The organism is Nostoc sp. ChiQUE01b, assembly GCF_034531255.1.
Lineage (GTDB): Bacteria > Cyanobacteriota > Cyanobacteriia > Cyanobacteriales > Nostocaceae > Nostoc.
Map to the genome: position 1 here is coordinate 42,410 of NZ_JAVRBM010000015.1, position 18,923 is coordinate 61,332.

The following is an 18,923-nucleotide window of genomic DNA, read 5'->3' on the forward strand; positions in this document are numbered from 1 at the left end:
TACGTGCCACTGGGATTAGTTGAGCGCAAAAAACCATCCAAGCCTCAAGCTGATATTTCTCCAGAGCAGGGGTCAGAACTGTACAAGGAGACAGAAATCACCAAAACATTTGAGCATGATGCTTTTCTTGAAGAAGTTCTCAAACAGAAGAACACGCCTAAAAGTAAAGGTAAGCGAATTGCGATTATTGGCGAACCAGGAGCAGGAAAGACAACACTTTTACAGCAGATTGCTGATTGGGTATCTCGTGAGATTCACCAGTCGATTGTGATTTGGGTATCTTTAGCAGATTTGCGAGAGAAGGAACTAAAATCTTATCTGTTTGAAACTTGGTTAACTCAAGTCGCTGAGAAAACAGGTAAAGCTGAACCCACTGAGCAACTGAAGAATGATTTGGTTGTGCTATTTAATCAAAATAATATCTGGCTGCTGTTAGATGGGTTAGATGAAATGTCGGCATCTTCAGGTAATCCTCTCACAGAAATTGCACGACAATTCCGTGAAGTCAGGTTAATTTCTCAACCACGAATTGTGCTGACCTGTAGGGTTAATCTGTGGGATGGCAGCACTAATGCACTTAATGATTTTGATACCTATCGCAGTTTAGATTTTTCTTATCCACAACAGGTAGAGAGATTTATTCATAAATGGTTCGCTGCTAATCGAGAAAAAGGGGAGCAGTTATGTACTGCGTTGAAAGAATCAGGTAAGGAACGGATTCAGGATTTAGTGAAAAATCCTCTGCGGTTGACACTACTGTGTTTAAATTGGCAATCAGGAGAAGGTAAATTACCGGATACTCAAGCAGGACTCTATCAGCAATTTGTTGATGACTTCAACAAGTGGAAGAAAGAGGAATTCACTACAACATCTGAACAGCGTCAGCAACTCAATATCAAGCTGGGGGAATTAGCAAAAGAAGCTATAGACAAACAAGCAACCCGTTTTCGCTTGCGGCAGGATTTTGTTAGTCAGTTTTTGGGCGATGTTGATGATGAAAATTCGCTGCTGAAATTGGCACTAAATCGCGGCTGGCTGAACTGTGTCGGGATAGATACAAATAGAAAACCTGTTTACGCTTTCTTTCATGCCTCATTTCAAGAGTACTTTGCTGCTAAAGCAATTGATGACTGGCATTTCTTTCTCAACCACGTTCCTAAAAATCCCAGTCAAGGAACTTATCGCATTTTTGAACCGCAATGGAGGCAAACAATGTTACTTTGGCTAGGGCGAGAAGAAGAAAACCTCAAGCAGCAAAAGCAAGAGTTTATTGATGCTTTAGTTAATTTTAAAGATGGATGTCAAAAATTTTATGAATATCGCGCCTATTTTTTAGCCGCCGCAGGAATTGCAGAGTTTAGAGATTATTTCAGAGCAGATGAAATAATAACACAAATTGCCGCTAATTGGACTTATAGTTCGGTTTTTTTAAAAAAAGAAGATGAAGCTATGTCAGCACTGCAACAAACAGACCGCAAAAAAGCGATCGCCGCTTTGGTGCAACTGCTGCAATCAACTAATTTGAATAACAATACCCGTTGGGTGGCAGCATCTAGTTTAGGGAAAATAGGCACAGGCAATGAAATTGCGATCACAGTCTTGGTGCAACTGCTGCAATCAACTAATCTGGATGACTACACCTATAGGCAGGCAGCATCTAGTTTAGGGGAAATAGGCACAGGCAATGAAATTGCGATCGCCGCCTTGGTACAACTGCTGCAATCAACTAATCTAGATGACTACACCTATAGGCAGGCAGCAAAAAGCTTAGGAGAAATAGGCACAGGCAATGAAATTGCAATTGTAGCCTTGGTGCAACTGCTGCAATCAATTAATCTGGATGACGACACCCGTAGAGACGCAGCATATAGCTTAGGGAAAATCGACCCAGGCAATGAAATTGCGCTCGCCGCCTTGGTGCAACTGCTGCAATCAACTAATCTAGATGACGACACCCGTAGGGACGCAGCATATAGCTTAGGGGAAATAAGCACAGGTAATGAGATTGCGCTCGCCGCCTTGGTGCAACTGCTGCAATCAACTAATCTAGATGACTACACCCGTTGGCGGGCAGCATCTAGTTTAGGGAAAATCGACCCAGGCAATGAAAGTGCGATCATAGCTTTGGTGCAACTGTTGCAATCAACTACTCTGGATAACGACATTCGTGGGCACGTAGCATCAAGCTTAGGGGAAATAGGCACAGGCAATGAAAGTGCGATCATAGCTTTGGTGCAACTGCTGCAATCAACTAATCTGGATCACTACACTCGTAGGCAGGTAGTAGATAGTTTAAGGGAAATCGACCCAGGCAATGAAATTGCGATCGCAGCCTTGGTGCAACTGTTGCAATCAACTAATCTGGATGACTACACTCGTAGGCAGGCAGCAGAAAGCTTAGGGAAAATAGGCACAGGCAATGAAATTGCAATCGCAGCCTTGGTGCAATTGCTGCAATCAACTAATCTGGATGACTACACTCGTTGGCTGGCAGCAAAAAGCTTAGGGGAAATAGGCACAGGCAATAAAATTGCGATCGCAGCCTTGGTGCAACTGTTGCAATCAACTAATCTGGATGACTACACTCGTAGGCAGGCAGCAGAAAGCTTAGGGAAAATAGGCACAGGCAATGAAATTGCAATCGCAGCCTTGGTGCAATTGCTGCAATCAACTACTGTGGATGACTACACCCGTTGGCAGGCATCAGAAAGCTTAGGAAAAATAGACTCTGGCAATGAAATTGCGATCGCAGTCTTGGTGCAACTGCTGCAATCAACTATTGTAGATGACTTTATCCGTGGGCACATTGGAAAAAGCTTAGAGGAAATAGGCACAGGCAATGAAATTGTAATCGCTGCTTTGGTGCAACTGCTGCAATCAACTAATCTAGATGACTCCACCCTTATGTACGTAGCAGAAAGTTTAGGGAAAATCGACTCAGGCAATGAAATTGCGATCGCCGCCTTAGTGCAACTGCTGCAATCAACTAATCTAGATGACGACACCCGTTGGCAGGCAGCAGAAAGCTTAGGGGAAATCGACCCAAGCAATGAATTTGTGATCGCCGCCTTGGTGCAACTGTTGCAATCAACTACTGTGGATGACTACACTCGTAGGCAGGCAGCAGAAAGCTTAGGGGAAATTCTACAGGTTAATAAGCATCGCTTTGAGGTAGTTAAAGCTTTAAGTGGTTATTGGCAATTGAATGGTGAATACTACGATTTAGCCTGGAAATGCGCCCAGAATATGCCTTACCTCGATTTCTATCAAGCTTGGCATCAGCATAATGTTGTTACTCGTACAATGCGAAGCTTAAAGAGAATCCTCTTCACAAGAATAATTTAACTACTTTTGCAGCAGTGACGTTACAAATCTAGTTGTGGTGGTAACGAACTTCGTCATATTTGTGGTAAATGCTTAAATCAAAGCTGTCAGCTATTTACGAATTGGTAAAATACGCACCCTAGATTGAGCTTGGTCAATAGTAACCAATGCACCTGACTAGTAATGACTCAAAATGATTCAGGGCTGAAATGACTAGATTTTCGATACTGTTTGGCAAAATATCCTGAGCGCGAACTTGAATTACACTGGGGGTATCAGCACCTGTTGCAGCTAACAAAGTACCAAAGTCTAAATCGTGAGTAAAGACGATATAACTGTTAGTTCTTGCCCACTCCATAATGATTGCATCTTTCTCACGGGGGTTGCCAATAGTAGACCAGTGGACAGACGAAATATTGTACCTCTGAAAAACCGCAACCCAATCAGGGGAAAGATTCATATCAATCAAAATTTTCATGCACTTTTGAGAGGGACTTCAATTTCTTCAACTCGCCATGCAGCATAGGCAAGTGCTTCATAAATATCAGCTTCTTCAAGGTAAGGATATGCTTTGAGAATATCGCTATTGCTGTGTCCAGATGCCATTAACCCAACGATAGTACCAACAGTGACACGCATTCCTCGAATGCAGGGTTTACCACCCATCACTTCTGGATTGCGGGTAATTCTGGTGAGATTTTGCATGGTTGTTACCTCGCTATGTGGGGTTATTAGATTGAAGAATTATAAATAACTGCGTCCATTTTTTCTATTATCTGACCTTTCACGTTAAGCATTAGATGGGAAGCAATGCGATTTTGTGAGGTGAGGCAGGAGGCAGAAGACAGAAGGGTTTTAAGACTTTATCTTTTGAATGCTTGCTCATTTGTTACCAACACAGAAGCGGACGTTAAGAATAAAGTTGTTGTCGTTACCACAGCTTGTCTGTTCGTTACCAACACAACTTGTTTCGTTCAGAATGCTTATCCGTTGGTAACGAAAACTTGTCCGTTCATTAACAACACAAGTTGTTTCGTTCAGAACGCTTATCCGTTGGTAACGAAAACTTGTCCGTTCGTTCACAACACAAGTTGTTTCGTTCAGAATGCTTATCTTTTTGTGACAAAACTTATGCAATCATTAACAACGCTTAAATAAAACTTATCAATGAAGTTGTTTCGTTACCAGAGCTGATCTATTTGTAACAAAGCTTATGCGATCGTTACAACAGCTTAAGCAAAACTTATAAATAATCATGTCTGGCACAGACGCGATTAATCGCGTCTCTACAGTATTGATGCTTAATCAGCGTCGGGTAGTTTACATTAGATTACACAACTGCAAAAGTTCTAAAGGTTTTTTTATGAACAAGATAGTAACAGTTGTATTTGATGGAGGTGTTTTGCGCCCAGATGTTCCTTTGGATTTAGCACCTAACACACGTTACGTAATTGCAATTCAAGAGTTGCCAGAATCATCGGGTGATGCTTGGGATGTTCTGGAGGCGATGACGGGAACTGTTGATGCACCCCAAGATTGGTCTAGCAAACACGATCATTATTTGTATGGTACACCGAAGCAGGCAAATCCAGACAATCCACTTGTTTTGGCTAGGACTGCAATATCCAAAGCTTTATACTGAAGCTATCCCTTTTGCTGTATCTTGGACGATTAAATCGACAACATCTGAAAAACGCCCCGTTTGTTTGTAAATTTCGCGTTGTCGGGTTGCACCATTCCCAAACTCCATCGTTCTATGTACAAGAGACGAGACTTCATCCCATTCTCCGTACTCCTCAAGCGATGGACGCACGAAGCTGAGAAAGCTTTCAACCATCTCCCGTGCCGGAACAGCTTTTACAGCGCTAACGTCAATTAAATCCTCATCTAATCCATAACGTGCAGCACGCCAGTGAGCAGCACGTATAAGTTCGTGACGCACTGGGTGAAACGGTTTATCAGTTATGACTTCTTCGTAGCAAGTTCGCACCAAAGCACGTACAAGCCCTGCTACCATTACTGCTTCGTCTACTGTCTGGCAGACATCCGTGACTCGAAACTCTATTGTTGGAAAGCGCTCAGACAAACGCACATCCCAATAAATCTTTGTCGCCTCTGCGACACTTTTTGTCTCTACTAAAACTTGTACAAGCGCTTCGTAATCGGTTAATGACTCGAAAATCAGTGGTACTCCAGATATAGGCCATCGACCCCAAATTTCGGTACGATAGCTTGCATAGCCTGTATCCGTACCTAACCAAAAAGGTGAAGATGCTGCCAGTGCCAACAGTGGGGAAAGCCATACACGAGTCCGGTTCATCACCTGGATAGCAGTAGAGCGATCGCTAATTCCCACATGCACATGACAGCCAAAGATGACTAGTTCACGGGTGAGTTGTTGATAATCTCGCATCAAATCTTGATAACGTTCTTTGGGCGTGATCTGCTGTTCATCCCAATGTGAAAACGGGTGCGTCCCAGCAGCAGCAATTTGCTTACCGTCCTTAGCAGCAGCCGCAATCACTTCGTAGCGCAAACGAACAAGCTCAGAGCGTACATCTGCAAGTGTTCTACAGATGGGCGTACCAATTTCTATCTGCGATTGCTGGGCTTCTGGCTGCACCTCTGAACCAATTGCTTTCTGGGCTTTTGGAAGAATATGCTCCACACGCGAACTTAGTTCTCGCGTCGTGGGATTGATAATTTGATATTCTTCTTCAACACCAATAGTAAATTCTTCAGTCTGGGATGGCATAAATTTGGATGGTCAAGCGTATGTTTAATCAATCAACACCAGCACCCCTAGATTATACTTATATTTTATTTTGTTAAACGTTATAAACTTGAACATCATTCAATATACTTGCTTGCTCTAAATCTGAGGAGTTTTAAGTGACAAAAAACAATAGAAAAAAGGCTGTTGCTCAAGCTATTTTCACAGCTATTGCTCTGGGTTGGGTGATAATGCAAGTGGAATTAGCCCAAGCTGCTACTTTGACGGTTAACAATCTTGATGATAGTGGCTTTGGCTCATTGCGAGACGCTATCAACACTGCAACTAGCAATGACGTGGTAGAGTTCCTATTGGGTAGTAATCCCAGTACAATTACCCTGACAACTGGGGCACTTGCGATCGCTAAAAATCTTACTATTAATGGCCCAGGTGCTAACTTACTTACTATCAGTGGCAATAATCAATTCCCCGTGTTTGACATTAACGCCGCCAATGTTAGACTTTCTGGACTAGCGATCGCAGGTAATTTCAATGCTTACAATTCTAGTAACATAACGTTTACTAATAGCTCTATTAGCGGCGACAATGTGAATATAGATAGTAATCTAAAACTTATCAATAGTACTATCAGCAGCAAGCGTTTGGTAATCAATGGTGAACTAACAGGAATCGATGATAGTAATGTAACGGCTCTAGATAGCATCACCATCGGCGGCAATTTAACTGCCTCTAGCGGCAATTTAACTATCTCTACTGATAAACTCTATATTAAGGGTGGTAGCAAGAATTCAGGGGCAGCAGGCAGCCTAACTATTACAACTAATGCTCTTACAGTAAGCCCCGGTGCTATTATATCGAAATCAGTACCCGAACCAAGTGCGATCGCTTCTGGTAGCAAGAATTTAGGAGCAGCAGGCACTCTAACTATTACAACCAATGCTTTTACAGTAAGCCCCGATGCTATTATTATATTGAAATCAGTACCCGAATCAAGTGCGATCGCTGCTGGTAGCAATCATTCGGGATTAAGAGGCAACATAACTATTACAACCTCTAACTTGATTGTGAGAAGAGTACCCGAACCAAGCGCGATCGCTGATGATAGCAATAATTCAGGAGTAGGAGGTAGCATAACTATCTCAGCCCCTAATGGTTTTATTATATCAAAACCAGTACCCGAACCAAGTGCGATCATTGGTACTATACTTGCTGGTAGTCTGGCTTGGCTGGCGAAGAGAAAGCAAGCAGCATTTCGCAAGGCGAAGATATAATTACGTATTTAAATAAATTCGTAAATAAAATAGTTTAAATACTTAGCACTTAGCCCGCTTGCACGGGCTAAGTATTTTATGGGCAATTAGTCGAATGTAATATCAATTACCTGCAACTAAAATACTTCCAGGAACCTTTATTAAGCCTCGACTTTTACACCCTTCCAGAAGGCGACAGAACCTTCAATATTCTTAGCCTTCTCCTTAGCGCTGGGATAATACCAAGCAGCATCTTTGTTGACTTGCCCATCAACTTCGACACTGTAGTAACTGGCAACACCTTTCCAAGGACAAGTAGTGTGAGTGTTGCTTTCAGTAAAGTACTGTTTGTTAATGGTGTCAACAGGGAAATAATGGTTGCCCTCCACAACTACAGTATTATCACTCTCGGCTAAAACAGCTCCATTCCAAATTGCTTTCGGCATAAATGACTTTGTAAATAAACTATACATATAACATTTTGACACTATCAGCTTATTTGTAGTGAATTTATGGAACCCGTGACGCTGCCAAAATAGTTCAGAAGTCACGAAGAGGCAATGAATTGGAGGATTTACCTCTAAATATTAATTACAATCACTTTTATTTATCAATTTGAAAATTAAAAGCATTTGCTTCCATCATCAAGATTTTCTAGCATATTGGTATGGAAAGTTAATTAGTCAAAACAAAGTTGCATTTTGGTTCATAGCCTTAAGCAAAAATTCTTTAGATATGTGAATAGGCGATGCCTGTGGCGAGCTACGCTAATGCATCTTCTAAAAATACTTGTCAGTTAAGGATTCTATTTAGCATATCTTTGCCTCTTTGAAGTTATTACTAAACTTTCTCCTAATTTCCAATTTTTCCAATTAAGGTTAATTTAACTCCCAAATTCAGGTAATTACCAAATCAAACCATCCGGGAAACTTCCAATAAAAGATTGAGATTAATAAAGTAGTCAACTTTAATACTAGAGAATACTGATTGCACTTTATTCAGTTGAACATAACTCTATGAAATTTACAAACTTGGTAAATTCTACACATATTGTTACTTGGATTAATTCTATGCCTAAAATCAATTGCTTTCATCCATCCAAGAATCACAATAGCCCATCAATAAATACAACCGTCAACTCTGACACTTCCCCTAGCTATTCCACAAATACCAATCACCTCAAATCTTTTGATACTGCTTTTATTGCCTATTACATGATGGGTTTTGGTAATTTTGAATGATCTAAATTAGTTCTGTACTTTTCAGGTCTAGCTTAGATTATTTTATCAATTACAGCTTTGTCACAGTTCATAATTCTCTATTATCAATCTGTGTTAATTCTCTTCAAATCTTGTTTTATCAAGATTTTAGGAAATTATTTTACTTAAATATATGAGTGATAAATAAACAAATATGATGGACTAATAGCAAAAGTTTGAAATTGATAAAAAAGAAGACTCAATTAATCAAAAATGTTAATTTATACTGAGAATAAAATTATGAAATTCACAACTTTGCTCAATTCTGCACTGCTCATTACTTCTATAACTTTTATTTCTGGAATTGCTGGCGCTCAAACAGCTAATACTAACAATGGCGGTGGACAAATAAATACAGATGTTAACTCTAATACTTTACGTAAAAATCCCACAGATGCCAAATATCTGCAACCCTTTAATCTTGCTTTTCTAGCTTATCAAGGTTATTTAAAAGACCAAGGTATTCCTAGTGGGGGAACTTTGTTATTCAAATATCAAACCGGATTCTTGACTGCGAAAGATGTGGTTCAGGCTGCTATCAGGGCTAATAAGTTACCAGCGCAAGTTTTGAACGATCAAAGTTACGTCAACGCAGTCGAGTTACAGATGAAATCCTTTGGCGATACTAATGATTCACAATAGACAATTTAGGAGTGCTGAAATCAATCTTCGCATCTCCCTATAACTATTTATCCTGCTTTTGAGTTGATTAGGTTTGAAATCAAGTCGCACACGGGGTTAGAATAACTGAAAATATGAGTAAAATCAAAGTCTGTAGTGAATATATCCCACATCCCCAAATTACCCATACCACCGTCTCTTTTGGGGTCAGAAGTCGGTTCTTTTTCTGAGTTTACAGTTACTCAACGAATGCCTGCGATCGCTCGCAAAGTTATCGCTGAAAATAATTTCTCGTCTGAAATTAATACCAGCTTAGAAAACCTGGCTAGAGAATTACCAACAGGATATGTGCAACCTCTTTTAAATAAGACTGCTGTAGATTTTTTAGCCTGGAATACATATTTAGAATTCTACAAAGGTCAGCGTTGGGTTGATGTTCCTTGGTTTTTTGCCGAAACTTATTTTTTTCGGTTAATTCTAGAAATTACTAATTATTTTCGCCCTGGTATCTGGCAAGGTGTCGATCCATTTGAGTTACAAAAGTCTCAAAGTTTAGAAGCATCTCTGGATTCGATTATTCTATTGTGTGGTCAGACTAACAATTGGTTAGATAATTCACAACTGAAGAGAGAATCAAATCAAACAGCTTTAATAGCATTGTTATATTTTGCTTTATGGGGAAATCGAGTTGACTTGAGTTTATGGTCAGCATCCGAGAGCGATCGCAGTCGTTTTGATATTCAAACCCAACTAGCTCACATCTTAGTAAATGATGCCTCCCAAGTCACGGAATTGTTAATCAACTCTCAAGGGGGACGGATTGATTTTGTTGTAGATAATGCTGGTTTTGAACTTGTTTGTGATTTATGTTTAGTAGATTTTTTGTTAAGTAGCCGACTGGCTAATCAGGTTTACCTACACTTAAAGCCACATCCGACTTTTGTATCTGATGCCATGATTAAGGATGTACATTACACAACAAGTTTTTTAGCCGCTAGTGGAAATCAACAAGTTACATCCTTTACCCAAAGGCTGCAAGACAATATTGCATCAGGGTGTTTAGTACTATCTGAAGATTACTTTTGGACATCGCCTTTAGCCTTTTGGGAAATACCCAACTACCTCAAAAATGAGTTAGCCAATGCGAGTTTGGTTATAGTCAAAGGAGATGCCAATTATCGCCGATTATTAGGCGATTGCCACTGGGATTTTACCACCAACATTGCAGATATAGTTTCCTACCTACCCGTGCCAATGGTAGCTCTACGCACCCTGAAGTCAGAAGTAGCAGTCGGTTTAAAACCAGAAGTTATTGAGAAAGTAGCAAAATCTGACTCTTCTTGGTTGACAAATGGGCAGTGGGGTGTAATTCAGTTGGTAGTTTAGACAATTTTAAAAAATCGAGATAATTTGTAAGACAAATATACGTATCTTCACTAATTATGGGGTCGTTTACCCTACTCGTATCACCACAACCAGCTTAGGATAGACTAGAAAAACTTTCTAAGGAAAATGCTAGAAAAAATCACAGCTGTGTTTAATGGCAAAGTGTTCTATCCGGCTGAACCGATCGCACTGCCAATTAATACCCGCGTGCGAATTAGTATTGAAATTTTACCGCCAAGTGAACATGAAACGGTATCATTTCTGCAAACAGCGCGATCGCTCAACCTCGAAGGGCCGCCTGACTGGTCTGCCAATATAGATAAATATTTATACAGTAAATAAACTTTTCATGCATTCTGAAGTCTTTCTTGATACATCATTTGCCATTGCCTTATCTGCACCGAGCGATCGCTTGCATGACCGAGCCTTACATCTGGCTAAAATGTTACAAGCAGCAGAGACTCGTTTGGTGACAACACAGGCGGTGATGTTGGAAATTGGCAATGCCTTATCCCAACAACCTTATCGTCAAGCGGCAATCATATTATTAAATTCTCTAGTAGCAGACTCCAAAGTAGAAATTGTCCCCCTTTCCCAGGAACTCTACGAACGTGCTTTCCAGCTATATCGAGAACGAACAGAGAAAGAATGGGGATTTGTCGATTGCGTATCTTTTATTGTTATGCAATATAGCGGCATCACTGAAGCACTGACCGCTGATGAGCATTTTCAACAAGCAGGGTTTCGAGCATTACTGCGAGAAAATTTGCCGTAAGGGTTTGGGCATTGGGAAGAGGCAGAGGAGTTAGGAGTCTTAATTCCTAACTTATAACTCCTAACTCCTCACTTGATTTTAATAAGCATCCATTGGCAGACAAGAACAAACAAAGTTCCTATCGCCAAAGGCTGAATCAATGCGACCGACAGCAGGCCAGAATTTATACTCACGAGTCCAAGGCGCAGGGTAGGCAGCTTGTTCACGAGAATAGGGATGCTGCCATTCTCCGGTGATGAGACTTTCGGCAGTGTGGGGTGCGTTCTTCAAAACATTATCTTGGACATCCACCTTGCCAACTTCTATTTCAGCAATTTCTTGGCGAATAGAAATCAACGCATCGCAGAAACGATCCAACTCTTGTTTAGATTCACTTTCTGTAGGTTCCACCATGATTGTACCTCCTACAGGCCAGGAGACAGTCGGTGCATGGAAACCATAATCCATGAGACGCTTGGCAACATCATCGATTTCGATCGCAGCCGATTTTTTGAGCGATCGTAAATCTAAAATACATTCATGGGCAACTAGACCATTTTTCCCCTGATACAAAACTGGATAGTATGATTCCAGTTTCTTGGCAATGTAGTTAGCGTTGAGAATCGCCACTTTAGTTGCTTGGGTTAAACCATCTGCACCCATCATGGCGATGTACATCCAAGAAATCACCAAGATACTAGCACTACCCCAAGGCGCAGCCGCAACCGCACCAATATTAGAGTGCTGAGTTGAGTTGTCCATAGTGACAACAGGATGTCCGGGTAGAAAAGGCACAAGATGAGAGGCAACGCCAATGGGCCCCATACCAGGGCCACCACCACCATGAGGAATACAGAAAGTTTTGTGCAGATTCAAATGACAGACATCCGCGCCAATATCACCAGGACGGCAAATTCCCACTTGGGCGTTCATATTTGCCCCATCCATGTAAACTTGTCCACCGTGACTATGGACAACAGCGCAGATTTCCTGAATTGGCTCCTCAAAGACACCGTGAGTTGAGGGATATGTCACCATTAAGGCAGCTAATTCATTGCTGTGTTTTTCTGCCTTAGCCTTCAAGTCACCAACGTCAATATTACCTTGTGAGTCACAGGCAACAGCTACCACCTTCATCCCACACATCACCGCACTTGCTGGATTTGTCCCGTGTGCGGAAGTGGGAATCAAACAAACGTTACGGTGTGCTTCACCGCGACTTTCGTGATACTGACGAATTACTAAAAGTCCGGCATACTCGCCCTGAGAACCAGCATTTGGTTGTAGAGAAATTCCCGCAAACCCGGTAATTTCAGCTAACCATGCCTCAAGTTGCTCAAACAGGATTTGATAACCCTGAGTTTGCGACGCAGGTGCAAATGGATGAATCTTGCCAAATTCCTCCCAACTTACCGGAATCATCTCAGCAGTTGCATTCAACTTCATTGTGCAAGAACCCAAAGGAATCATCGATGTCGTTAGCGACAAGTCCTTGCTTTCTAGCTTGTGCAAATAGCGCAACAACTCACTTTCTGAGTGATAGCGGTTAAAAACTGGGTGAGTGAGATATGTACTTGTACGCGAGAGAGGGAGATGGAAGGATGAGTCAGAAGTTAAGTCTTCTAAAGTGAAGGGTAAATCATCTGTACCAGCGAAAATCTGCCAGAGGTCGATTAAATCTTCTGGCGTAGTTGTTTCATCCAGCGAAATACCAACAGCAGTGGTATCAAAAACCTGTAGGTTAATTTGAAGTTGTTCGCTAACTGCCAGAATATCTTTTAAATTGCGTCTTCCCAGTTCTACTCGCAGCGTATCAAAGAAATCTTTGGAACTGATGCTGTAACCCAAACGCTTCAGTCCTTCTGCCAATAACACCGTCAAAGAATGGATATTTTCGGCAATTTGCTTCAGTCCAGTAGGCCCATGATAGACCGCGTACATACTTGCCATTACCGCCAGCAATACCTGTGCAGTACAGATATTACTAGTAGCTTTTTCGCGGCGGATGTGCTGTTCGCGGGTTTGCAAGGCGAGACGTAATGCAGGCTTACCTTGGGCATCTTTTGATACTCCTACAATTCGCCCCGGAACCAGCCGTTTATACTCTTCCTTCGTAGCAAAATATGCCGCATGAGGCCCCCCAAACCCCAACGGAATACCAAACCGCTGAGTGCTTCCTACAGCAATATCAGCGCCAAATTCTCCAGGAGGAGTCAGCAAAGTTAAACTTAAAGGATCTGCTGCTACCGTCACCAATGCACCCTTAGCATGGGCTTTTTCTATAAAAGCGCGGTAGTCGTAAATGGTGCCATCACTTGCAGGGTATTGCAGAACAGCCCCAAAAATTGGTTGATCAAAATCAAATGTTTGATGATCGCCGACAATAATCTTAATCCCTAATGGTTGAGCGCGTGTTTGCAACACGTCGATAGTTTGGGGATGACAGTCACTAGAGACAAAATAAGCATTTGCCTGATTTTTACAAACACCATAGCTTAGGCTCATCGCTTCAGCAGCGGCTGTGGCTTCATCAAGTAACGAAGCATTGGCAATTTCTAAACCTGTGAGGTCAATAATCAAGGTTTGAAAATTCAGCAGCGCTTCTAGTCGCCCTTGGGCAATTTCTGGCTGATAAGGAGTGTAAGCAGTATACCAACCGGGGTTTTCTAGAATATTACGCCCAATCACAGGTGGGGTAATACTGTCGTAATAGCCCATACCAATGTATGAACGGAAAACCTGATTTTTGGCAGCAACTTTTTTTAACGATGCCAATGCTGCATACTCACTTTCGGCTTCTGGTAACTTTAGCGGTTGCTTCAGCCGAATTGCCTGTGGAACTGTTTGGTCGATTAGGGCATCCAAGGTGGGAAACCCCAGAACCTTAAGCATTTGCTGGATATCGTCGGAGTTAGGGCCAATGTGTCTTGGCACAAAACTACTTAACTTTTGACTTTTTTCGTCCAGCACTTGCTGCTGATTAGACTTGAGAATAGGGGCGTTTAATACCACAAATTACTCTCCAGATGGTACTATTTCATATTTTGCAATAAATACTGATGAGAAGTAGGTGTAACTTTTCAATTTATCTAAATTTCATGACTTATTTTCGAGTGGAATGAGAGATAAGGGAGATAATTTTACCTTGTCCTCCTCATCCCCCTCATCCCACTCCCTACTCCCTACTCCCTACTCCCCTTCCACCTGGGCACGATACTCGTCCGCTGTCAAGGCATCCTCAACTTCGCCAGGGTCATTGACGCGTACTTTCAAAAACCACCCTTCTCCGTAGGGGTCTTCTGACACTTCTTCAGGAGAACTAATTAAGGCTTCATTGCGTTCTATAACAGTGCCTGTTATTGGTGAATTCAGTTCTTCAACGGCTTTCACTGATTCAATTGTGCCAAAGTTTTCTCCCCTAGTAAGAGCGTCGCCAATTTCTGGCAGTTCCAAAAAGACGATATCACCTAATTCATGTACGGCAAACTCAGTAATGCCAATGGTGGCAATTTCACCATCGATTCGCACGTATTCATGAGAATCCAGGTATCTGAAATCTTGAGGATATTCAAAAGACATATCACTTCCTCTCCCTTATCAAAAAAATTATTTCCCTAACAGTCATCCAAGTCATATCTGGTAATGAACCTGAGTGTAGATTGAATAACTCACAACACATTATTCCTCAAAAACCTCGGCGCTTATCAGTTGGTAACACGATTTTTTGACCGATAAAAGGGACGTTTAACTACAACTGCTGGATAAGCTTTGCCACGAATTTCAACTTCTAGCTGCTGACCGACAGTTGCTAGCTGGGTGGGAATGTAAGCTAAGGCAATAGGATAACCAAGTGTCGGTGACAGTGTGCCACTAGTAACTTCTCCCACAACTTTACCTGCGGATAACACTTGATAGCCATGACGGGCAATGTTGCGTCCTTGGGTTTGCAAACCTACTAATCGGCGATGTACTCCAGTGGCTTTTTGTTGTGCTAAAACTTCCCGACCAATAAAATTGCCTTTAGTATCTAAATGAACTAGCCACCCCAAACCTGCTTCTAAGGGTGTGGTGATGTCATCGATATCTTGTCCGTAAAGTGCCATCGCCGCTTCTAGGCGCAGAGTATCTCTCGCACCGAGTCCACAGGGGATAACACCAGCTTTATGGAGAGTTTGCCACAATTCTACTCCCACATCCGGGTCTACCATCACCTCAAAGCCATCTTCTCCGGTGTAACCCGTACGGGCTAAGAAGGCAGGTTTACCTAGTAGAGTTGCTTCTAAATGTCCGAAGGCTTTGATTGGTTGTAAGTCTTCTTGCACTAATGGCTGGAGATATTTAATCGCTTTTGGCCCTTGCACGGCAATTAAGACTTTATCTGGTGAAAGGTCTTGGAATTGCAACTTATCTAGGTCAAGGTGTTGCAATAGCCATGCTTTATCTTTACTGGAGGTTGCGGCATTGACTATGATGAATACCTTTTGTGTACCACTGGTGTCTTCACCTTGATAATAAACAATGATGTCGTCAATAATTCCCGCTTGGGGATTTAACAATACGGTGTATTGTGCTTGACCGGGTTGCAAACGACTCAAATCGGAAGGCACTAGTGGCTGGAGTTGAGAAATCAGGTTTTTACCTTGGAGGGTAAATTTGCCCATGTGGGAAATATCGAACATTCCAGCTGTATTTCTTACAGCCTCGTGTTCGCGGCTAATTCCACTAAATTGCACAGGCATTTCCCAGCCGCCAAAGCTGGTAAGGCGTGCTTTGAGTTCTACACCCAGTTGATATAAGGGGGTTCGCGCCAGAGATTGGGCGTTGTCTTCTTGATTAGCCACAGGTAATTATTGCGATCGCACCTCAACATCTATCATCCTACGAGATGCTTTCTAGTTTTACAGTCTTTATGTATTGAATTGGGCCAAACAGGGCATTAGTTATTCTCCCTCATCCCCCTCATCCCCTTTGTCCCCTTCTGTAAGGTTTAATAGTTAATGGTGGAAGTGTTGAGATTTATTAAGAAGAGATTATGAAATATTGGCGGCTGTTAGCTAGCTTTGTCTTAGCTATGGTTCTTTTTTTGTTTCCCCTATCGGCACAAGCTGCAAGTTCTTCTAGTATTACCCGTTCTGTGGGTAATGATGAACTTAAGGGCAAGGATTACTCTGGTCAAAGTTTAATTGGTACTGAGTTTACCAATCTCAAATTAGAGAATGCTAATTTTAGCAATGCTGACTTACGTGGTGGCGTATTTAACAGTAGCGTATTGGAGGGAGTAAATCTGCATGGTGCTGATTTTAGTGAAGGCATAGCCTATTTAACAAGGTTTAAGGATGCTGATTTAAGTGATGCTGTGTTGACTGATGCAATGATGTTGCGTTCTACTTTTGATGGCGTGGATATCACAGGTACTGATTTTACGAATGCGATTTTAGATGGTATACAAGTGAAAAAGCTTTGTGTGAAAGCAAGTGGTGTGAATTCTAAAACTGGTGTGGATACTCGCAAGTCTTTAGGATGTAAATAAATCCTAACCCCTTCTTCGCTAGTGGAGAGGGGAATATTTTTTTCAGGACTTACGAATTAGGCGCAGCGTGCCGGAGGCGATCGCTAGTGATATGCTTCTCTTAAAAAGCTGGCATAATTTGCCCGAATCGTCATAGTTGTAGGATGACTTACACCTAAAGTCCGTTCACAAATTTTTAAAGCTTTCTCAAATAAGGGTTTGGCTTTGCTGTAGCGTCTTGTATAACGGTAAAGTGTTGCTAGATTGTTCAGGCTAATGGCGACATCAGGATGGTTATTTCCCAGCAGCCGTTTACTCAGTTCTAAAGCTTGCTGATACAAAGGTTCGGCTTGCTTGTAACTTCCTATAGATTCGTAAAGCTGTGCTAAATTGTTCAGGCTGGTGGCAACATCGGGATGGTTATCTCCCAGCAGGCGTTTTCTCAGTTTTAATGCTTGCTTGAGCAAGGGTTCAGCTTCGCTGTAGCGTCTTGTATAACAGTACAATGCTCCTAAATTGTTCAGACTCGTGGCAACATGGGGATGTTCTTCTCCCACTAGGCGTTTCCACAGTTCTAAAGCTTGCTGATACAAAGGTTCGGCTTTACTATAGCGCCCTGTATATTCGTAGATTAATGCTAAATAGCTCAGGCTAGTGGCGACATCAGTATGTTCTTCTCCTAGCAGGCGTTTTCTCAGTGCTAAAGCTTGCTCAAGCAAGGGTTCGGCTTCCCTGTAGCGTCCTGTAGTTTCGTAGAGTAATGCTAAATTATTCAAACTAGTGGCGACATCAATATGTTCTAAACCAAGACGATTTTGAGTTAGTTCTAAACATCGTTGCAACCAAGGTTCTGCTTGCTGATAAAGTCCTTGACTTTGATAAAACCAGGCTAATTTGGTAAACAGAGGGATTAGATTTTCATCGCTCAGATATTCGGATAGGTGGGTTGCAACTTCTGTAATGTGCGGGATATGTGGAGTGAGGTTGAAAATATCTTCAGCGTTAAGCTGTTGCGGAATTAGCTTTGCTACCTCTAAGATCATGGCTGCAAATTTAGTTTTTGCTTCATCCGCCTCACTTGACTTATCCAACTTAACTTGTAAAAGTTGTCGAATCTGTGGATTTAAACGATAAATTCCTTTACTTTTCTGTTGTAGCAAATGCAATTCCAGTAAATCGGCTATGGCTTTATCGTTGAGTTGTTGTTTTTTGTTATCTTCTATTGTCTCAACAGATAGGGGAATATCAGCTAAAGCACACAAACTTAGCAAACAGCTAAAGCTTTGGGCATTTTCATCCAACTGTTCCCAACTCAATTCAAAAATTTCAGCTACACCGTATTCATCAGGCATCAATGAGTTAGCATTGACTACTGGTTCATGTTCCACTCGTTTCTTCTCTAGCCGCTTCAGCAGTGTTTCCAGAGACAAATCAGGCATTTTATTCAAATATCGTCCCACTAACTCTAACGGTAAAGGCAAATATCCCAAAAATTTACAAATTCTTCTGGCAACCCAAGCTTCTTGTTGCAGTCGTTGCCGAACCACTAGCGATTTGAATAATTTCATCGCCGCCAATGGTTTAAGGACATCCAATTCGCTATTATATTTTGCACTCAGGTAAGCTTGTAACTTTTCTAGTTTGTCTCGATTGTTGAAAGTCGCTAATTCAGGATTATTCTGAGCAAACTTGTCATACACCTCACCCACCCACTTTGTAAAAGCAGCAATATCAACGTTTAATTCGCTGGCAAGTTTAGCTTTAGTTCTACCTAAGTTTTCTGTCTGAAAGTATTTTGCAAAAGCTGCTGTTTGCTCTAGAGATAAGCCGTTAATAGCAGCTTCTTTGGCTAGAAAATTAGCCCATTGCATAAACAGCTTGTGAAATTTATTTTTATTGTACCTTTGTCTGTAAGTAGCTGGGTGGGAAAATTTATCGTTGAGAGAAGGCAGGAGGTAGGAAGCAGGAGGCAGGAGCGAAGAGGGTTTTAGCCTAGTTAACTTTTCTTTACATATTTGATTTTATTGCACCGACTTACTTATTTGGAAGTCTCCTCTGTTTGGGCTAAAAATACCATTGACATTGC

At 41.7% G+C, this 18,923-nt stretch carries 18 protein-coding genes; 9 read left to right on the plus strand and 9 right to left on the minus strand.

Going from position 1 to position 18,923, the window contains the following annotated elements:
- The first annotated feature begins 3 nt into the window (after window positions 1-3).
- A complete protein-coding gene (locus RMY63_RS12515) occupies window positions 4-3,345 on the plus strand; it encodes a HEAT repeat domain-containing protein (protein ID WP_322729006.1) in 3,342 nt (1,113 codons plus the stop codon).
- A gap of 133 nt (window positions 3,346-3,478) precedes the next feature.
- Here the strand turns inward: RMY63_RS12515 and RMY63_RS12520 are convergent, their stop codons facing one another.
- The 3 genes from RMY63_RS12520 to RMY63_RS12530 form a co-directional block, all read right to left on the minus strand.
- Window positions 3,479-3,802, minus strand: a complete 324-nt coding sequence (locus RMY63_RS12520; RefSeq protein WP_322729007.1) for a DUF5615 family PIN-like protein — start codon at window positions 3,800-3,802, stop codon at window positions 3,479-3,481.
- Complete coding sequence (locus tag RMY63_RS12525; RefSeq protein WP_322729008.1) at window positions 3,799-4,029, minus strand: DUF433 domain-containing protein; 231 nt, start codon at window positions 4,027-4,029, stop codon at window positions 3,799-3,801. The genes RMY63_RS12520 and RMY63_RS12525 overlap by 4 nt, the downstream gene beginning before the upstream one ends.
- Window positions 4,030-4,206: 177 nt before the next feature.
- A complete protein-coding gene (locus RMY63_RS12530; RefSeq protein WP_322729009.1) occupies window positions 4,207-4,407 on the minus strand; it encodes a hypothetical protein in 201 nt (66 codons plus the stop codon).
- 172 nt (window positions 4,408-4,579) lie between these two features.
- On the opposite strand from RMY63_RS12530, the gene RMY63_RS12535 reads away from it, so the two are divergent.
- Window positions 4,580-4,966: an antitoxin family protein gene (locus tag RMY63_RS12535; RefSeq protein ID WP_322729010.1), complete on the plus strand. Its 387-nt coding sequence runs from the start codon at window positions 4,580-4,582 to the stop codon at window positions 4,964-4,966.
- Here RMY63_RS12535 and RMY63_RS12540 read toward each other — a convergent pair.
- Window positions 4,958-6,079: a carboxylate-amine ligase gene (locus RMY63_RS12540; RefSeq protein WP_322729011.1), complete on the minus strand. Its 1,122-nt coding sequence runs from the start codon at window positions 6,077-6,079 to the stop codon at window positions 4,958-4,960. The genes RMY63_RS12535 and RMY63_RS12540 overlap by 9 nt on opposite strands.
- Before the next feature lie 137 nt (window positions 6,080-6,216).
- Here RMY63_RS12540 and RMY63_RS12545 point away from each other — a divergent pair, with 137 nt between their 5' ends.
- On the plus strand, window positions 6,217-7,329 hold the full coding sequence (locus RMY63_RS12545; RefSeq protein ID WP_322729012.1) for a PEP-CTERM sorting domain-containing protein: 1,113 nt from the start codon (window positions 6,217-6,219) through the stop codon (window positions 7,327-7,329).
- A gap of 140 nt (window positions 7,330-7,469) precedes the next feature.
- Here the strand turns inward: RMY63_RS12545 and RMY63_RS12550 are convergent, their stop codons facing one another.
- Window positions 7,470-7,754, minus strand: coding sequence for a DUF427 domain-containing protein (locus RMY63_RS12550; RefSeq protein WP_322729013.1), 285 nt, complete (start codon window positions 7,752-7,754; stop codon window positions 7,470-7,472).
- 624 nt (window positions 7,755-8,378) lie between these two features.
- Between RMY63_RS12550 and RMY63_RS12555 the strand changes: the two genes are divergently transcribed.
- The 5 genes from RMY63_RS12555 (at window position 8,379) to RMY63_RS12575 (ending at window position 11,349) form a co-directional block, all read left to right on the plus strand.
- Window positions 8,379-8,549 carry a hypothetical protein gene (locus RMY63_RS12555; protein WP_322729014.1) on the plus strand — a complete coding sequence of 57 codons (171 nt, stop codon included), beginning with the start codon at window positions 8,379-8,381 and terminating at the stop codon, window positions 8,547-8,549.
- Window positions 8,550-8,807: 258 nt separating this feature from the next.
- A complete protein-coding gene (locus RMY63_RS12560) occupies window positions 8,808-9,209 on the plus strand; it encodes a hypothetical protein (RefSeq protein WP_322729015.1) in 402 nt (133 codons plus the stop codon).
- Between the two features lie 135 nt (window positions 9,210-9,344).
- On the plus strand, window positions 9,345-10,574 hold the full coding sequence (locus tag RMY63_RS12565) for a damage-control phosphatase ARMT1 family protein (RefSeq protein ID WP_322729016.1): 1,230 nt from the start codon (window positions 9,345-9,347) through the stop codon (window positions 10,572-10,574).
- A gap of 126 nt (window positions 10,575-10,700) precedes the next feature.
- Window positions 10,701-10,916, plus strand: coding sequence for a hypothetical protein (locus tag RMY63_RS12570; RefSeq protein WP_322729017.1), 216 nt, complete (start codon window positions 10,701-10,703; stop codon window positions 10,914-10,916).
- A gap of 7 nt (window positions 10,917-10,923) precedes the next feature.
- A complete protein-coding gene (locus RMY63_RS12575) occupies window positions 10,924-11,349 on the plus strand; it encodes a type II toxin-antitoxin system VapC family toxin (protein WP_104906391.1) in 426 nt (141 codons plus the stop codon).
- Between the two features lie 78 nt (window positions 11,350-11,427).
- Here the strand turns inward: RMY63_RS12575 and gcvP are convergent, their stop codons facing one another.
- The 3 genes from gcvP to gcvT form a co-directional block, all read right to left on the minus strand.
- Complete coding sequence (gene gcvP / locus RMY63_RS12580) at window positions 11,428-14,340, minus strand: aminomethyl-transferring glycine dehydrogenase (RefSeq protein ID WP_322729018.1); 2,913 nt, start codon at window positions 14,338-14,340, stop codon at window positions 11,428-11,430.
- Between the two features lie 177 nt (window positions 14,341-14,517).
- On the minus strand, window positions 14,518-14,907 hold the full coding sequence (gene gcvH, locus RMY63_RS12585) for a glycine cleavage system protein GcvH (RefSeq protein WP_322729019.1): 390 nt from the start codon (window positions 14,905-14,907) through the stop codon (window positions 14,518-14,520).
- Between the two features lie 125 nt (window positions 14,908-15,032).
- Window positions 15,033-16,169 carry a glycine cleavage system aminomethyltransferase GcvT gene (gene gcvT, locus RMY63_RS12590; RefSeq protein ID WP_322729020.1) on the minus strand — a complete coding sequence of 379 codons (1,137 nt, stop codon included), beginning with the start codon at window positions 16,167-16,169 and terminating at the stop codon, window positions 15,033-15,035.
- 191 nt (window positions 16,170-16,360) lie between these two features.
- Here gcvT and RMY63_RS12595 point away from each other — a divergent pair, with 191 nt between their 5' ends.
- Window positions 16,361-16,858 carry a pentapeptide repeat-containing protein gene (locus RMY63_RS12595; protein ID WP_292870337.1) on the plus strand — a complete coding sequence of 166 codons (498 nt, stop codon included), beginning with the start codon at window positions 16,361-16,363 and terminating at the stop codon, window positions 16,856-16,858.
- An 83-nt stretch (window positions 16,859-16,941) separates the two neighbouring features.
- Here RMY63_RS12595 and RMY63_RS12600 read toward each other — a convergent pair whose 3' ends face one another.
- On the minus strand, window positions 16,942-18,708 hold the full coding sequence (locus RMY63_RS12600; protein ID WP_322729021.1) for a tetratricopeptide repeat-containing protein: 1,767 nt from the start codon (window positions 18,706-18,708) through the stop codon (window positions 16,942-16,944).
- Window positions 18,709-18,923: the final 215 nt, after the last annotated feature.

Bases quoted from the DNA above. Each gene is read 5' to 3' on its own strand.
- RMY63_RS12520 (WP_322729007.1), bottom strand. From the start codon at position 3,802: ATGAAAATTTTGATTGATATGAATCTTTCCCCTGATTGGGTTGCGGTT.
- RMY63_RS12525 (WP_322729008.1), bottom strand. From the start codon at position 4,029: ATGCAAAATCTCACCAGAATTACCCGCAATCCAGAAGTGATGGGTGGT.
- RMY63_RS12535 (WP_322729010.1), top strand. From the start codon at position 4,580: ATGTCTGGCACAGACGCGATTAATCGCGTCTCTACAGTATTGATGCTT.
- RMY63_RS12540 (WP_322729011.1), bottom strand. From the start codon at position 6,079: ATGCCATCCCAGACTGAAGAATTTACTATTGGTGTTGAAGAAGAATAT.
- RMY63_RS12550 (WP_322729013.1), bottom strand. From the start codon at position 7,754: ATGCCGAAAGCAATTTGGAATGGAGCTGTTTTAGCCGAGAGTGATAAT.
- RMY63_RS12555 (WP_322729014.1), top strand. From the start codon at position 8,379: ATGCCTAAAATCAATTGCTTTCATCCATCCAAGAATCACAATAGCCCA.
- RMY63_RS12560 (WP_322729015.1), top strand. From the start codon at position 8,808: ATGAAATTCACAACTTTGCTCAATTCTGCACTGCTCATTACTTCTATA.
- RMY63_RS12570 (WP_322729017.1), top strand. From the start codon at position 10,701: ATGCTAGAAAAAATCACAGCTGTGTTTAATGGCAAAGTGTTCTATCCG.
- RMY63_RS12575 (WP_104906391.1), top strand. From the start codon at position 10,924: ATGCATTCTGAAGTCTTTCTTGATACATCATTTGCCATTGCCTTATCT.
- gcvH (WP_322729019.1), bottom strand. From the start codon at position 14,907: ATGTCTTTTGAATATCCTCAAGATTTCAGATACCTGGATTCTCATGAA.
- RMY63_RS12595 (WP_292870337.1), top strand. From the start codon at position 16,361: ATGAAATATTGGCGGCTGTTAGCTAGCTTTGTCTTAGCTATGGTTCTT.
- RMY63_RS12600 (WP_322729021.1), bottom strand. From the start codon at position 18,708: ATGCAATGGGCTAATTTTCTAGCCAAAGAAGCTGCTATTAACGGCTTA.